Consider the following 15,875-nt stretch of genomic DNA (forward strand, 5'->3'; position numbering starts at 1 on the left):
GCAGGCGTTTCGAAACTGCAAATCAAAATAATTCTTCCGCTGAAAATGGCTAGAGCGTAGCGGAAGCCATTCAAAATCATCCCGCCCGCGCTTTCTAAACGTTTTTTACCCTTCTGCCCTTGCATCCCGGGGTGGAACGCGGTATTCTTATAGAATAGACCGGAACCGCGACAGCACAGGGGAGGGAGACCACATGGACGCACAGGAGATCCGCGCATTGCTGGGCAAAAGCATCTTTGAGCGGGCACAGAAGTACCGCAAGCGCATCCTGCAAAGCAGCTGCACCACCAACGAGGACGGGGTGCGGCACCTGACAGCGCTGGTGCAGGGCAGCGGGCCGGACTGCTATTATACGCAGGTCTGGCTGCGGGAAAACGGCAGCTTTGTCAGCGCCTCCTGCGACTGCCCCTATAATCAAAACGGCGACGGCACCTACTGTAAGCACATTGGCGCGCTGCTGCTGCAGGACGCGGAAAAAAATCCGCCTGCTCCGGAAAAAAAGCCGGAGAGCATCCCCGGGGTGCAGCGGGGCGTGGCAGGCTTGAGCACCGAACCCCGCAAGGACAGTTACAGCGCCGGGCTGGATATGCTGTTCGGCCGCAAGTGGCGGGGCGAGGAGCCGGAGACCGACTATGAGGCCCAGCTGCTGTTGAAGCGCTACCAGCGGGAGGATGCGCAGCCCCAGCCCCAGAACGCTGCCCAGCGCACCGGCTTTGCTCTGCTGGAACCGGAGCTTACGCCGCACAATGGCCGTATCTGGCTGCGACTGCGGGTCTCGGATGGCATCGGCGGGCGGCAGTATCTGGTAAAAAGCATCCCGCAGTTTCTGGATGCGATCGAGCGGGGCGAAAGCGTCAGCTACGGGAAGTCGCTGGCCTTTGTGCACCGGTGGGACGCTTTTGCCCCGGATGCGCAGCAATTGCTGCGGCTGCTGCGCCGTCAGGTGAGCGCCCGGCAGGCGTTTGAAGCCGAGGGCACGGTGCGCTCCGGCTGGGAGAAAGGCCCGGCGGGTGGTCTGCCGCTGACCGGCGAAGGGCTGGATGCTCTTGTGGAGCTTTACGCCGCCGAGGGCGTTGTGGGCGGCTATACCCTTAAAGAGGGCTTGCCGGTCATCAGCCTGAAGGTGGAACGCCGCAAGGGCGGCGTGCAGCTAAGCTGCACCCCGGCACTCAGCGGGGTGCAGGGGCTGGACTATGCCTATCTGCTGGGCGAAAGTACCCTCTGGCGGATGCAGCGGGAGGAATGCCGCCGGGTGCTGCCGGTACTGGACACCTTTGGCGGGCGCAGTTTGTTCTTTACCAGCGCAGACGCCGCCGCTTTTTGCAGCTATGTGCTGCCGGAACTGGGCAACCGGGTCAACATCGTGGACCCCGACCGGCTGCTGCTGAACCAGATCCCGCTGGAACCGGTGGTGCAGTTTTATCTGGACGCCGATCGGGGGCTTACCGTCACGGCCTACCCGGTCTTTCTGTACGGAGAGGACAGGGTAGCCCCCGGCGAGCCGGTGCCGCCCGACCTTTTGCGGGATGCCCGCACCGAGAACCGGGCAAAGCGCCTGCTGGAGACCTATCTGGAACCCGAGACCGGCAAGCCGGGGCATTACAGCCTTTCCGGGGAGGAGGCGCTTTTCCAGCTGCTGGAAGAGGGCATTCCCGCCCTGCTGGCCATGGGCGAGGTGTACCAGACCGATGCCTTCCGCAACTTACAAGCCGCCCCGCCTAAAATTTCGGTAGGGGTATCGGTGCACGGCAGTGTGCTGGATCTGGAAGTGGACACCGGCGCGTTCCCGGTGGAGGAACTGCGGGAGCTTTTGCAGTCCCTGCACCAGAAAAAACGCTACCACCGCCTGCGGGACGGCAGTCTGCTGCGGCTGGATGACAGTCTGGAAGGGCTGGACGAGCTGAACGACACGCTGGAACTTTCCGGTGCAAAGCTGAAGGACGGCCACGCCGCCCTGCCGCTCTACCGTGCCCCCACGCTGGACTGGGCGCTTTCGGGGCAGAACGGCTTGCGGTTCGACCGGGACGATGCCTTCCGGCGCATCAGCCGCAGCTTCCACGCCGTGCGGGACAGCGAGTATACCCCGCCGCTCTCGCTGCAAAAGACCCTGCGCAAATACCAGCGGGACGGCTACCGCTGGCTGCGCACGCTGGACGGCTACGGCATGGGCGGCATTCTGGCCGACGATATGGGTCTGGGTAAGACTGTGCAGGTGCTCAGCTACCTGCTGGCCATGAAGGAGGGCGGGCAGCAGCTGCCCAGCCTCATCGTCTGCCCGGCGTCGCTGGTGCTGAACTGGCAGGAGGAATGCCAGAAGTTCACCCCGCAGCTGCAAAGTGTTGCCATGGACGGCGATGCCGCCCACCGCGCCGCGCTGGTCGATGGGTGGGCGCAGGCGGACATCGTCATCACCAGCTACGACCTGCTGCGCCGGGACGAAAAACTGTATGCCGGGCAAAGCTTTTACGCCTGCATTCTGGACGAAGCGCAGGCCATCAAAAACCACACCACCCAGAAATACAAGGCGGTGTGCCGGGTGAACAGCCGGGTGCGCTTTGCCCTGACCGGCACCCCGGTGGAGAACCGCTTGGGCGAATTGTGGAGCATCTTCTCCTTTTTGATGCCGGGGTATCTGCCCCCCTACAAGACCTTCTGCGCCCGGTTTGAAAAGCCCATCGTGCAGGACGAGGATGCCAACGCCGTGCGGCGGCTGAACCAATTCACCGGCCCCTTCATCCTGCGGCGCATGAAGTCCGAGGTGCTGCGGGAGCTGCCGCCCAAGACCGAGAACGTGCGCCGCGTTGAGCTGGAGACCGAGCAGCGCAAGCTGTATCTGGCAGCGGTGGTGGACGCCCGGGAAAAGCTGCGGGCGGCAAAGCCGGAGGACAAGATGACCGTGTTTGCCGTGCTGATGCGGCTGCGGGAGATTTGCTGCGACCCGCGTCTTGTGGCAGACAACTGGACCGGCAGCAGCGCCAAGCTGGAAGCCTGTCTGGAACTTGTCACCGAGGCAGTGGCGGGCGGGCACCGCATTCTGCTGTTCAGCCAGTTCACCTCCATGCTGGAACTGCTGGCAAAGCGGCTGGACGAGGCCGGGGTGAGCCACTTCACCCTGCAAGGCTCTACCCCGAAGCCGGTGCGTGCCGAGCAGGTGCGCCGGTTCAATCAGGGCGAGGCGGACGTCTTTCTGATTTCGCTGCGGGCGGGCGGTACGGGTCTGAACCTGACCGCCGCTGATATCGTCATCCACTACGACCCGTGGTGGAACCTTGCCGCGCAAAATCAGGCCACCGACCGCGCCTACCGCATCGGTCAGCGCAACCCGGTACAGGTGTACCGGCTGATCGCGCAGGACACTATTGAGGAAAAGATCGTGGAGCTGCAGCAGGCCAAGCAGTCACTGGCCGACACCGTTACCGGCGGGGCAGACGGCGCGATTTTGTCTATGAACCCCGAACAGCTGCTGCAGCTGCTGGGAGAAGAAGCATAAAGGAGTGTATCCATCATGAAGGTTTGGGATCTGCATTGCGATACCCTGTACGAACTGCGCCGCGCCGAAAAGGCGGGCGCACCCAAAAGCTTTTTGCACAACGATCTGCATATCGACCTTGAAAAATTGCAGCAGGGGGATTATCTGCTGCAATGCTTTGCGGCCTATGTGGATCTGGCCGACCCCGCCCCCGGGGCCGACCCGCTGGTGAGCGTGCTGGAGGAGATCGACATCTTCAAGCGGCTCATGGCGGCTTACTCGGAAAAGATCGCCCCGGTGTACACCGCTGCCGACCTTGAGCGCAACCGCGCCGAGGGCAAGTTCAGCGCCATGCTGACGGTGGAAGAGGGCGGCTGCTGCAAGGGCAGTCTGGGCGTGCTGCGGCGGCTGCAGGAACTGGGCGTGCGCATGATGACCCTGACATGGAACTACCCCAACGAGCTGGCAGCCCCCAACGCAAACCCCGGCGGGCCGCTGGTGGCCAACACCGAGACCGGCCTGACCGAGCGGGGCTTTGCCTTTTTGGAAGAGATGGAAAAGCTGCACATCACCGCAGACGTGAGCCACCTTTCCGATAAGGGCTTCTGGGACATCGCAAACCACAGCACCCGTCCCTTTGCGGCAAGCCATTCTAACTGCCGTGCCCTGTCGCCCCACAACCGCAACCTGACCGATGAGATGATCCGCGCACTGGCAGAAAAGGGCGGCATTGCAGGGCTGAACTACTGCGCTTCCTTTGTGGACGCAGACTCGGCACACCCCAAGCTTTGCCGCAGCACGGTGGAACGGCTGGCAAAGCACGCCGCACACTTCAAGCAGGTGGGCGGTATTGAGGTCATCAGCCTTGGCAGCGATTTTGACGGCATCGGCGGTCAGCACGAGCTGGAAACGGCGGCAGATATGCCGCTGCTGGCCGAGGCACTGCGCCGCGAGGGCTTTACTGAGGACGAGGTAGAGGCCATCTACTGGCGCAATGCATACCGCTTCTTTAAAAACAATCTGTAATAAAACGTCTTAAAATTGCAAAATGTGCCCGGGATACCCCTGCGCTGCGCGGGTATCCCGGGCTGTGTATTGCCCTGCGAGGGGAGGTTTTATATGGTCTAAGGCGCGCGTCCCCTGAAAAAGAACAAACGACTTGGAAAGATAAGAGGAATTATAACAATGGGTATCACGATTTCGCCGTGGATGATGGCGTTTCTCATGCTGATGACCGGCTTTGCAGGCTTTGTGGATTCGGCAGCCGGCGGCGGTGGGCTGATCAGTCTGCCTGCCTATCTGTTCGCCGGGCTGCCGCCCCACTACACCTATGCCACCAACAAGTTCAGCGCCGCCTGCGGCACCACCTTTGCCACGGCAAACTTTTTCAAAAGCGGTGCCATGAACGTGAAGGTGGGCGTTCTTGCAGCCATCGGCAGCTTTGCGGGCAGTGCGCTGGGCGCGCACATCGTGCTGCTGCTCAGCGATGAGATGCTGCGCACCATGATGTTCATCATCCTGCCGGTGGCGGCGGTCATCATTCTGTGGCAGCGCAACCTGCCGGACGAGAACCGGGACGATGGTACGCTGGATCTGAAAAAGATTTTGCTGGCGCTGGCCATCGGCCTTGGCATCGGCCTGTACGACGGCGTCATGGGCCCGGGCACCGGCACCTTTGCCATCATTGCCTTTACCACCCTGATGGGCTTTGATCTGCGCACCGCCAACGGCAACGGCAAGGTACTCAATCTGGCCAGCAACTACGCCAGCCTGTTCACCTATCTGATGAACGGTCTGGTAGTGTTCCACATCGGCATCCCCTGCGCCATCAGCAACATTCTGGGCAACCTGCTTGGCTCCCATTTTGCCCTGAAAAAGGGTGCCCGCTTCATCCGCCCCATGATGCTGGTGGTGCTGGTGCTGCTGCTGGGCAAGCTGATCTCGGACGCGGTGCTGTAAGGGCAAGGCGGGACGATTTGGAATGGTCTCCGCTTTGCTCTGGCCATAATCAGCGGAAAGAATATTTTATTTGTAGTTCCGAAACGCCTGCGGGCGTTTCGGAACTACTTTTTCACGGGTAAAAATAAAGTCGGGCAGCCCGCGGGCTGTCCGACTTGTTTTTGCGAATAGGTTTTATTCCAGCGTCAGCTCTTTATCAAAGAACGCGATGCCGAAGGCGCCGGGGCCGGTGTGGGTGCCAATGACGCAGCCGATCTGGCGCACCAGCGGTGCGTCCAGATGCAGGTTGTCCTGCAGGTAGGTCAGCAGCGGCTGCAGCTCCCGGTGGTTGACGGTGTAGCCCAGCAGCGGGGTGTAGCCCGGGTGGATGCCGCCCATCTCGTCGATCTTCTTGAACAGCGCCACATACACGCCGGGCAGACCGCGTGCCTTACCGGCCAGCGCCACCTTGCCCTCCATGACGGCGAGGATGGGCTTGATGCCCAGCATACCGCCCGCCACAGCTGCGGCGGCGGACAGTCTGCCGCCCTTGCGCAGATACTTCAGATCGTCCACGGCAGCTACCAGATGCAGGTGCTGCTTGGCCTTTTCCAGATCGGCGGCGATCTGGGTGATCGTCTTGCCGGCGTCCCGCAGCTGCACAGCCAGCCGCACCAGCAAGGACTGCCCCAGACAGACGTTCTCGGTGTTCACGAACACCACATTATCCACGTTGGCAAGGTCGGCAGCAAGTCTGGCGCACTGACCGGTGCCGGACAGCGCATCGGACAAAAAGATGCCCAGCACCTCGTCTCCGGCGGCAGCGGCGTCCAGATACAGCCGCTCGAACTGCTCCGGGCTGGGCTGGCTGGTGGTGGGCAGCTTGCGGCAGGCTGCCAGATGGGTATAGTATTCGCTGGGGGTCATGTCGATGCCGTCCCGCAGGACGGTGCCGTCCTCCAGCGTCACGTTCAGGGGGATCACGGTCACGCCCAGCTGCTGCGCCTCGGCGGGCAGGATGTCGCACGCGGAATCGGTGAGGATACGGATCATAATAATACCTCCGGTCTACCGGTAAAATACAGTATACGCAACGTTTTTGCTAAAAAGGTTGGAAATTATTATACCACCATTTAGGGCGATGTGTCAATGATTTGCATAAATTTGCCACGACAGAACGCCCAAACCTTGCGCACCCGGCGGCAGATATGGTACTATAACCGGGAACGAATCACAGCAGGAGGAGACCGACCATGCACAAGCTGAATCCCCGCACCGCCGCGCTGCTTTCGGCCTTTGGCTGGGCGGTAGGGTATCTGCTGGCGGGCAAGGCGCTGGCGGTGCTGCTGCCCGTGCCGCCCGGCGGCGCGGCGCGGTTTTTCCGGGTCTGCCTGCTGGCTCCGCTGGCGGAGGAAGGGGTGTTCCGGGGCGCGGTGCAGCGCCGGGCGCAGCCGCTGGGCAGGGGACAGGCCATTCTTTTGCAGGCGGTGCTGTTTGCCTTGCAGCACGGCAGCGTCGCTGCCATGGTCTATGCGCTGGTGTGCGGGCTGGGTCTGGGGTGGCTGGCAGACCGCACCGGACATCTCTGGCCGGGGATGCTGCTGCACAGTGCAAACAATCTGCTGGTACTGGCGATGGGATGAGAGGATGGGATACATGACCGATTTTGAACTGATGGGTCTTGCGCTGGAAGAAGCCGCCAAAGCCGCCGCCTTGGGCGAGGTGCCGGTGGGTGCGGTGGTGGCGCGGCACGGCGAGGTGGTGGCTACGGCGCACAACACCCGGGAGACCGAGAAAAACGCCTTGCACCACGCGGAGCTGCTGGCCATTGACGCTGCCTGCAAGGCGCTGGGCGGCTGGCGGCTGTGGGAGTGCGAACTGTTCGTCACCTTAGAGCCCTGCCCCATGTGCGCGGGCGGCATCATCAACAGCCGTCTGCGCCGGGTGGTGTACGGTGCTGCCGACACCAAGGCCGGGTGCTGCGGCTCGGTGACCGACCTGTTCGCGCTGCCCTTCAACCACCATCCGGTAGTGGAAAAGGGGCTGCGGGAGGCCGAGGCGCAGCAGCTTTTGCAGGCGTTTTTTGTTTCCCTGCGGGAAAAGCGGGCGGGCAGACCCCGCTGGAAGCCCCCGGTGCCCGAAAACAGGGGAAAATAAGGAAAAATAGTGGGAACTGCGTAAAAAATTGCAGTTCCCACTTTCTTTTTGGGCTGGATTGTGGTATATTATTCAATGGAATCTTGTCGAAACCCATCGCAACTGCAGGCAGGCACGCCAAAGCACCGGACCTTTGCCGGACACATAAACGGAACGCTGCACTGTCTGGGGATGGGCACAGGGTTTTTCCGGCTGGGGCACTGCGCCCGGCCGAGAATACCGAACAGGAGGGATATACTCTTGTACGAGGACGAGTTTGAACTGACCTTTCAAGTGCCGGAGGAAGAGAGCGCACCGGAGCCCCTTGCCGCACCGGCTGCAAAGCCGGCTGCGCCGGTGGAACCGGTGGTGGATGAACCTACCCGCATCATGACGCTGGGAAAAACGGCAGCGCCTGCGGTGGACGAACCCACCCGGGTGATCACGCTGGAAAAGCCCGCAGAGCCGCCTGCGGTGGAGCTGCCCGAAGCGCCTGCGCCGCAGCCTGTAAAAGAGCGGCCTGCCCCTGCCGCACCCGCTGCGGCGCGCCGGGTGCTGATCTCCGGCGGCGACCGGGGCATCGGTGCTGCCGCTGCCCGCGCCTTTGCGGCAGCAGGGTATCAGGTGGCGGTGCTCTACCACCAGAACGCAGCTGCTGCCGCTGCGCTGGAACAGCAGCTGCCCGGGTGCATCGCCATCCAGTGCGATGTAGCCAGCCGCGCCAGCTGTGAGCTGGCGTTCCACGCAGTGGAGCAGGCCATGGGCAGGGTGGATGTGTTGGTGTGCAACGCCGGCATCGCGCAGCAGAAGCTGTTTACCGACATCACCCCGGAGGAGTGGCAGCGGATGCTGGACGTGAACCTGAGCGGCGCGTTCCACCTGTGCCAGCTGGCATTGCCCGGCATGATCCGCCGCAAGCAGGGCCGCATTCTGACCGTGAGCAGTATGTGGGGCCAGACCGGCGGCAGCTGCGAGGTGCACTATTCCGCCGCGAAGGCCGGGCTCATCGGCCTGACCAAGGCACTGGCGAAGGAAGAGGGCCCCAGCGGCATTACGGTGAACTGCGTAGCGCCCGGGGTCATCGAGACTGACATGATGGCGGCTTTTACCGCCGAGGACAAGGCGGCGCTGGCCGAGGAGACCCCTGTGGGTCGGCTTGGCACCCCGGAAGAAGTTGCAAAGCTGCTGGTCTTTTTGGCCGGCGAGGATGCCGGATACATCACCGGACAGGTGTTCGGGGTGAACGGCGGCCTTGTGATCTGATGCACAGGGCAATATTACAGGAAATTCCCCGGAGTGGGAAGGAGAGAAAAAATGGGCATGACTTTGAAGGAACTGTTGACTAAGGGCGAGGGCACCCTCTCTGCACAGGAGGCCAAGGCGCTGGCGGCACAATGCCGCATGGATGTAGACACCCTCTACACCCTGCTGGAGGAGCGCGGCATTAAGGTCCTGGAGGAAGAGAACGAGCCGAGTCTGGACGTGGACAGCATCATTGCTGAGGTGGAGAACGCCGAGAACAACAACGATGACATGGGCCTTGCCGATGAAAACGAAGAGGATGCCGAGGAGAACCCGGCAGACCTGAAGGCTGCCATGGACGAGCTGCTGGACGACCCGGTGAAGAACTACCTCAAGCAGATCGGTCAGATCCCGCTGCTGAGCGCCGAGCAGGAGGTGGAGCTGAGCCGCCGCATCCATGCCGGTGCCGAGGCTGCACACATTTTGCAGGCAGACCGCCAGAAGTACGGCGCACCGGAGTACATCAAGAAGAACAGCGCCCGCTTCTCCTTTGAGGAGGACGAGAACAGCCGCAGCTACACCGAGGATCTGGACGAGGACGGCGAAAAGTCTGCCGAGGATGCCGAGGAAAAGGCAGACGAGGAAAAGGCCATGGAGGCCGTGGAGAACGGCCCCCTGAGCGAGGAACGCCGTCAGGAGCTGCTCAAGACCCGCCGCGACGGCCTGAACGCCCGCCGCAGCCTGAGCGAGGCAAACCTGCGTCTGGTGGTGTCCATCGCCAAGAAGCATGTCGGCCATAATCTGGCCTTCCTTGATCTCATTCAGGAGGGCAACATCGGCCTCATCAAGGCCGCCGAGAAGTTCGACTGCGACCGCGGCTTCCGCTTCTCTACCTACGCTACCTGGTGGATCCGTCAGGCCATCACCCGCGCTATCGCGGATCAGGCCCGCACCATCCGCATCCCGGTGCACATGGTGGAGACCATCAACCGGATGCGTCAGGCCACCAACCAGCTGGTGTACCAGAACGGCCACGAGCCCACCCCGGAGGAGCTGGCAAAGGCCATGGATATGAGCGTGGAGCGCGTGCGCGAGATCCAGCGCATGGCACAGGAGCCCGCCAGCCTGGAAAGCCCCGTGGGTGAGGAAGAGGATTCCTCTCTGGGCGATTTTGTCGCCGATGAGAACGCCGAAGCACCCGGCAAGGCAGCCGACCGCGCCATGGTGGCACAGCAGATCAATCTGGCACTCAAGAGCCTGACCCCCCGCGAGGAAAAGGTCATCCGCCTGCGCTTTGGTCTGGATGATGGCCGTCCCCGCACGCTGGAAGAGGTCGGCCGCGACTTCGGCGTCACTCGTGAGCGTGTGCGCCAGATCGAAGCCAAGGCCATCCGCAAGCTGCACAGCCGCAAGTGCCTGACCCTGCTCAACGGCCTGATCGAGTAATACTAAAAAATAGAGACACCGGAGCGTCTGTGGACGCTCCGGTGTCTCTGCTTTATAAATAAAATTTCAGTACGAGCTCAGCCCAAGGCTTACGTCCAGCGCCTGATCCACCCGCTTCTGGTCGGCGGCGGTGATCTGCCCGGCGCGCTCCCGCAGACGGTGCTTATCCAGCGTGCGGATCTGTTCCAGCAGCACCACGCTGTCCTTGGCAAGGCCGGTGTCTGCCGCCCGGATGTTGATGTGGGTGGGCAGGCGGGTCTTGTCCAGCCGGGATGTAATGGCTGCCGCGATCACAGTGGGGCTGTGCCGGTTGCCGATCTCGTTCTGTACGATCAGCACCGGGCGCACACCGCCCTGCTCCGAGCCCACCACTGGCGAAAGATCGGCGTAGAAAACTTCTCCTCTGTGTACCTCCATGGAATCTCCCTCCTGTTTGTCTGGAGGATGTGCCCCGCTATGTGATGCGTCCGGCGCATCCTGTCTGCTCTCAGTATGCGCAGGCGGGGTGCGGCTTATGCAGTGCGGGGGCGATATTCCATTGTATGCACAAAGGGTGGTCAGCTTTCCTCTTCCAGCGTGCAGAAGGCCAGCGCCATGCCGCCCTCGTGGCTTAAAGAGAGCCGGGCACGCAGCCGGTGCTGCGCCACCCATGCGGCAGTCTGCCCGCTGAAACGGTAAGCCGGGGCACCGTTCTCCTGCCGGACGGCCTCGATCTCACATAGAGAAAAGGGTTCCCGCAGGCCGGTGCCCGCCGCCTTGAGAAAGGCCTCCTTGGCGGCAAAATCTGCGGCGGCGCTGGCAAGGCGGTGGGCATTCAGCGGCGCAGGGGAGGCCTCCAAAAGCCCCAGTGCCGCCTGCTCGGCCGGGCCGTATACCCGGCGCACAAAGGCCGCCGCGTGAGCAGAGGAAAGGCTTTTTTCCAGATGGGAAAGGCTGCACAGGTCGCAGCCGATGCCGTAAAGCATACAAAGGCTCCTTTCGCGGGCAGAATGCCGCCCGGACATCGTTCATCTTGCCGGAACATTGCTGGAAATTTTGTGCAGGATGTGCAAATCCAGCGTAATTATCTTGAAGTTTCGGCGCAATTCGTGTACAATGGGACTAGTTTCAACCGAAGGGGGTGTATTGCGTGGGAGACGCAACCGCGATTTTCTCCATCCACGATAAAAAGGACTATGAGATCCACGAGATCGTACAACAGGTGTATGATGCTTTGAAGGAAAAAGGCTATAACCCGGTCAATCAGCTGGTGGGCTACATTTTGTCCGAAGACCCTACCTACATTACGACCTATAAGAATGCCCGTGCCATGATCCGCAAGGTGGATCGTGACGATCTGCTGCAGGCTATGCTGCGCAGCTACCTCAACGTGTAATACGGTCCTTTTCAGCCCCGCTGTCTTGCAAGACGGCGGGCTTTTTTTGCGCGTGGGACGATTGGGAATGGCCTCCGCGTTGCTCTGGCCATGTTCAGAGGAAAGATTATTTTAAATTTCGGGGTTCAGGAAAGTCTGCGGACTTTCCTGAACCCCATTTTCACGGGTGGGGTCGCAGGGAAAAGCCTCATTTATTATGGATAGGATGGTTTTGGAGACCATTTTAATCGTTTTCCACCAGCGGCAGGGTGAAGATCTGGTTCACCACCACCTCATACTCCCACGGCTCCCGCAGCTTTTTCAGTTGCTTTTCCAGCTTTTCTGCCCCGGCAAAGCAGTGGATGAGGTAGAACCAGTGCCCCTTCATCCGGCTGATGGCGCAGCCTGCGCTGCCAAACAGTTCGGTGTAGCCGTGGTACAGGTCGGTCAGGTAGCCCCGCAGCTCCTCTTTGGTGGCGGGTGCACCGCCCCGTGCTTTGCGGAAGAGTGCAGGGTCTGCGATGAGCCCGCGCCCTACCATGATGCCGGACAGGGCGGGGAACTCCTTTTCCAGCGCGTGGAGCTGGGCGGCGGTGGTCACATCGCCGTTGTAGCACACCGGCATAGTGCACCGGGGCAGCGCAGCGGCAAAGGCGGCGCGGTCGGCCTGCCCACGGTACTGCTGCCGCATCACCCGAGGATGGATGGTCAGCTCCGAGATGGGGTAGCGGCTATAAATTTCCAGAATGGCGGCAAACTCCTCCGGTTTCTCTACCCCCAGCCGGGTCTTGACCGAGACAGGCCCCTCGGCATGGGAGAATACGCCGTCCAGAAAGGCGTCCACCTTGGCAAGGTCCCGCAGCATTCCGGAGCCCTTGCCCTTGGCGGTCACCGTCCCGGCGGGGCAGCCCAGATTCAGGTTCACCTCGGTATAGCCCAGCGCCCGCAGCTGACCGATCATCCATGCAGCCAGCTCGCCGTCCTTCGCCAGCAATTGCGGGATGACCGGCGCACCGGGGTTTGCCTCCGGGGCAAGCTCTGCCATCTTCTTTTTAATGAGCACCCGGTTCTCCGGCGGGGAGATAAACGGCGCATAATAGAGGTCGGCAGCGCCTTGTGCGCCGAACCATTTCTGATGGGTCTGCCGCCAGACCCGGTCTGTGAAGCCCTCCATGGGGGCAGCATAATAAAGCATGGGCGTTTCTCCAAACGTTTTTGTTACCGGTATTGTAGCATAAAATTGCGTGAGGGAAAAGAGGAGGGGACGGGGGATGTTCTCTTTTGACACCAAAAGAGAACCAGAAAAGTGCCAGCGATTTCGACGCGCTGGAGCCACGAAAAAGGGGCTGCTCGCCCCTTTTAACCCCAAAGGGGTGGGCTGCACCGGAAAAAACTGAAGATTCACGCCTGTTCGGCGTGAAGATCTTTTAACCGTTTTTTCCGGCTCCGCCGATTCAAAGCCCCTCAGTCGCTGCGCGACAGCTCCCCCCGGGGAGCGGGCACGCCGGCAGCGCCGCGCTTTCGCAGAAAGCGGCGCTGCACCTGCCGTTTCCCTTTACGACCCCTTCTGTGAAAATAGCGTTTGGAGCGCTCCGCAGAGCTTGTCGGGGCAACGCCCCTCCATCTGCTAACGCAGACCGCTCTGCCGCTTAAAAGCCCCACTGGGGCTTTCATTGCTACGCTACGCTCCGCAAACGCGGTCGCTCCAAACGCGAAATATCAAATAATTCTTCCGCTGAATATGGCTAGAGCGCAGCGGAAGCCATTTCAAATAGTCTTGTCCCCAAACAAAAACTCCCGCCCTGCGGGGTGCAGAGCGGGAGAGGAGAGTTTTTTGGGGATTATTCAGCAAACAGCGGGGTGGACAGGTAGCGGTCGCCGGTATCGGGCAGCAGGACAACGATGTTCTTGCCGGCGTTCTCCGGGCGCTTTGCCAACTGGATAGCAGCCCAGACGGCAGCACCGGAGGAGATGCCCACCAGCACGCCCTCCTTGTGGCCGATCAGACGGCCGGTGGCAAAGGCGTCGTCGTTCTCCACGGCGATGATCTCGTCATAGACGGTGGTGTCCAGCACGTCCGGCACAAAGCCTGCGCCGATGCCCTGGATCTTATGTGCACCGGCAGTGCCCTTGCTCAGCACAGGGGAGGAAGCAGGCTCAACAGCCACCACCTTGACATCGGGATTCTTGCTCTTGAGGTACTTGCCAACGCCGGTCACGGTGCCGCCGGTGCCAACGCCTGCCACAAAGATATCTACCTTACCATCGGTATCCTCCCAGATCTCGGGGCCGGTGGTCTCGATGTGTGCCTGCGGGTTGGCGGGGTTCACGAACTGGCCGGGGATGAAGGAATTGGGGATCTCCTTTGCCAGCTCATCGGCCTTGGCAATGGCACCCTTCATGCCCTTGGCACCCTCGCTCAGCACCAGCTCGGCACCGTAAGCCTTCATCAGCTGGCGGCGCTCCACGCTCATGGTCTCGGGCATCACGATGATGATGCGGTAGCCCTTGGCAGCTGCCACAGCAGCCAGACCGATGCCGGTGTTGCCGGAGGTGGGCTCAATGATGACGGAGCCTTCCTTCAGCAGACCCTTGGTCTCGGCGTCGTCGATCATCTTTTTCGCAATGCGGTCTTTCACAGAACCAGCGGGGTTGAAGTACTCCAGCTTGGCAATAACGTGGGCGGGCAGCTGCTCTTCCTTCTCAATATGGCTGAGCTCCAGCAGCGGGGTGTGACCGATCAACTGATCTGCGGCGGTATAGATCTTGCTCATAATACTTGTCCCTCTTTCTGATATCGTTACGGGGCGTATGGCCCTGTCTTGTGCCGGGGTGCCCGGCTGTGATTCCCTCTAAACCTTTCAACCAACATCGTTTGTGGGTTTGATGGCATTATAGCCCTGTTTTCCCTGCTTGTCAAGGGGTTTTTTGAAAAAAGTAGGATTGAAAAGTGACTTACCCTGTTGTATAATGGGTTATAATAAATTTTGACCGGAAGGAAGTACGGATCATGATCGTTTCGACCAAAGGACGCTATGCGCTGCGGGTGATGATCGACCTCGCGGAGCATCAGTCTGAAAAATATGTTCCCTTAAAGGAAGTTGCCGCCCGGCAGGAGATCTCGGAAAAGTATCTGGAGAACATCCTCAAGGTACTGGTGCAGAACGGCTTTCTGGAGGGGCTGCGCGGCAAGGGCGGCGGCTACCGGCTGACCCGCAGCCCGGATCAGTACACGGTAAGCGAGATTTTGATGCTCACCGAGGGCAGCCTTGCCCCGGTAAGCTGCCTGACCCCCGGGGCTTCTGCCTGCGCCCGGATGGCCAACTGCCGCACCTACGAGATGTGGAAGGGGCTCAACGATCTGATCTCGGACTATTTTGGCAAGATCACACTGGCAGACCTTGCCCTGCCGGATCAGGCCGGCAACGATTATGTGATTTGAGGACATTATCGTGTTTGAGCAATTTCGATGGGATTTTCGTAGCCCGGAGGAACGGGGAGACGCTGGAGAAAACATTATTTATAAAGCCCTGAACAAAGTCCACGGTCGTAAAGCTCTTTTACCGAATTGTTATATCCCGGTAGGCCAAAAAGGAACAACTGAGATTGACATGGTCTTTCTGCACGAGTCCGGACTTTATGTAATCGAATCCAAAAATTACAGTGGCTGGATTTTCGGCAATGAAGAGCAAGAACATTGGACGCAATGTCTGAGGGGAAAATTTCATACAACGCAAAAGTACTCCTTTTATAACCCTCTCCGGCAGAATGAGACGCATATTTGCGCATTGATGGAACTGCTGAAGGATGATACTGTCCCATACTATTCCTATGTAGTATTTGGAAACAATTGTGAACTAAAGAACATTCAGCTCACAAGCGGAATGCATCATGTGACCTATGCCCTATATCTCCGAAGGGATATTGAGTATAATGCTCGGTGTACAGGCACTCAGCTATCAGATGAGAAAATGGATGCACTTTATGCAATACTTGTGAATTTCACAGAAGCAAGCGGCTGGCAAAAAGACGCCCATATAAGAGACGTTCAGGCAAAGCAATATCCAGTCGTTCAAGCGGATGGAACTTGGACTTGTCCGCGATGCGGCGGACAGCTCGTTATGAGGGTAGCTCAACGAGGGAATCACGCAGGGCAAACCTTCTGGGGGTGCTCGAATTACCCACACTGTCATTTTACCTATCAGGAATAATTGATTCTGCGCACCGGCCTTGGCCCGGTGCGTTTTTTTGTACAGTTCTGCGCAAAAGGTGCAGAACTTCTTGGCAAGA

General features: G+C 60.2%; 15 protein-coding genes. 10 read left to right on the forward strand and 5 right to left on the reverse strand.

From position 1 onward, the window contains the following. Positions 1-193 precede the first annotated feature (193 nt). The 3 genes from MTP43_RS01460 to MTP43_RS01470 all read left to right on the forward strand — a co-directional run bounded on the left by MTP43_RS01460 (position 194) and on the right by MTP43_RS01470 (position 5,428). Positions 194-3,490 (forward strand): DEAD/DEAH box helicase, encoded by a 3,297-nt coding sequence (locus MTP43_RS01460; RefSeq protein ID WP_212792392.1) that lies wholly within the window; start codon positions 194-196, stop codon positions 3,488-3,490. A 15-nt stretch (positions 3,491-3,505) separates the two neighbouring features. Further along, on the forward strand, positions 3,506-4,495 hold the full coding sequence (locus MTP43_RS01465) for a dipeptidase (protein WP_005921228.1): 990 nt from the start codon (positions 3,506-3,508) through the stop codon (positions 4,493-4,495). A 159-nt stretch (positions 4,496-4,654) separates the two neighbouring features. After that, positions 4,655-5,428, forward strand: coding sequence for a TSUP family transporter (locus tag MTP43_RS01470; protein ID WP_005921231.1), 774 nt, complete (start codon positions 4,655-4,657; stop codon positions 5,426-5,428). Positions 5,429-5,602: 174 nt separating this feature from the next. Here MTP43_RS01470 and MTP43_RS01475 read toward each other — a convergent pair whose 3' ends face one another. Beyond that, positions 5,603-6,460, reverse strand: coding sequence for a DegV family protein (locus MTP43_RS01475; RefSeq protein ID WP_005921232.1), 858 nt, complete (start codon positions 6,458-6,460; stop codon positions 5,603-5,605). 200 nt (positions 6,461-6,660) lie between these two features. On the opposite strand from MTP43_RS01475, the gene MTP43_RS01480 reads away from it, so the two are divergent. The 4 genes from MTP43_RS01480 to MTP43_RS01495 all read left to right on the forward strand — a co-directional run bounded on the left by MTP43_RS01480 (position 6,661) and on the right by MTP43_RS01495 (position 10,231). Beyond that, positions 6,661-7,050, forward strand: a complete 390-nt coding sequence (locus MTP43_RS01480; protein ID WP_005921234.1) for a CPBP family intramembrane glutamic endopeptidase — start codon at positions 6,661-6,663, stop codon at positions 7,048-7,050. Positions 7,051-7,063: 13 nt separating this feature from the next. Next, on the forward strand, positions 7,064-7,564 hold the full coding sequence (locus tag MTP43_RS01485) for a nucleoside deaminase (RefSeq protein WP_044959752.1): 501 nt from the start codon (positions 7,064-7,066) through the stop codon (positions 7,562-7,564). A 240-nt stretch (positions 7,565-7,804) separates the two neighbouring features. Continuing rightward, on the forward strand, positions 7,805-8,806 hold the full coding sequence (gene ymfI / locus MTP43_RS01490; protein WP_236130749.1) for an elongation factor P 5-aminopentanone reductase: 1,002 nt from the start codon (positions 7,805-7,807) through the stop codon (positions 8,804-8,806). A gap of 51 nt (positions 8,807-8,857) precedes the next feature. Continuing rightward, entirely contained in the window at positions 8,858-10,231 is a 1,374-nt protein-coding gene (locus tag MTP43_RS01495; protein WP_015537266.1) for a sigma-70 family RNA polymerase sigma factor, read from the forward strand. 66 nt (positions 10,232-10,297) lie between these two features. On the opposite strand, the gene MTP43_RS01500 is transcribed toward MTP43_RS01495, so the two are convergent. Both MTP43_RS01500 and MTP43_RS01505 read right to left on the reverse strand, forming a co-directional pair. Next, entirely contained in the window at positions 10,298-10,648 is a 351-nt protein-coding gene (locus MTP43_RS01500) for a type II toxin-antitoxin system PemK/MazF family toxin (RefSeq protein ID WP_005921241.1), read from the reverse strand. Positions 10,649-10,788: 140 nt separating this feature from the next. Further along, positions 10,789-11,196: a holo-ACP synthase gene (locus MTP43_RS01505; RefSeq protein ID WP_015537267.1), complete on the reverse strand. Its 408-nt coding sequence runs from the start codon at positions 11,194-11,196 to the stop codon at positions 10,789-10,791. Positions 11,197-11,360: 164 nt separating this feature from the next. On the opposite strand from MTP43_RS01505, the gene MTP43_RS01510 reads away from it, so the two are divergent. Further along, positions 11,361-11,606, forward strand: a complete 246-nt coding sequence (locus MTP43_RS01510; RefSeq protein WP_005921243.1) for an IreB family regulatory phosphoprotein — start codon at positions 11,361-11,363, stop codon at positions 11,604-11,606. Between the two features lie 223 nt (positions 11,607-11,829). On the opposite strand, the gene MTP43_RS01515 is transcribed toward MTP43_RS01510, so the two are convergent. Next, positions 11,830-12,780, reverse strand: a complete 951-nt coding sequence (locus MTP43_RS01515) for a tRNA dihydrouridine synthase (RefSeq protein ID WP_005921245.1) — start codon at positions 12,778-12,780, stop codon at positions 11,830-11,832. A 646-nt stretch (positions 12,781-13,426) separates the two neighbouring features. Beyond that, the gene (cysK, locus tag MTP43_RS01520) at positions 13,427-14,359 is read right to left on the reverse strand and encodes a cysteine synthase A (RefSeq protein WP_113620718.1); all 933 of its coding nucleotides are present in this window, start codon (positions 14,357-14,359) and stop codon (positions 13,427-13,429) included. Positions 14,360-14,595: 236 nt separating this feature from the next. Between cysK and MTP43_RS01525 the strand changes: the two genes are divergently transcribed. Both MTP43_RS01525 and MTP43_RS01530 read left to right on the forward strand, forming a co-directional pair. Beyond that, positions 14,596-15,027: an RrF2 family transcriptional regulator gene (locus MTP43_RS01525; RefSeq protein ID WP_005922796.1), complete on the forward strand. Its 432-nt coding sequence runs from the start codon at positions 14,596-14,598 to the stop codon at positions 15,025-15,027. 10 nt (positions 15,028-15,037) lie between these two features. Next, complete coding sequence (locus MTP43_RS01530) at positions 15,038-15,796, forward strand: nuclease-related domain-containing protein (protein WP_113620719.1); 759 nt, start codon at positions 15,038-15,040, stop codon at positions 15,794-15,796. Positions 15,797-15,875: the final 79 nt, after the last annotated feature.

This window comes from Faecalibacterium sp. IP-1-18 (assembly GCF_023347355.1).
In the GTDB taxonomy this organism is placed as follows: domain Bacteria; phylum Bacillota; class Clostridia; order Oscillospirales; family Ruminococcaceae; genus Faecalibacterium; species Faecalibacterium prausnitzii.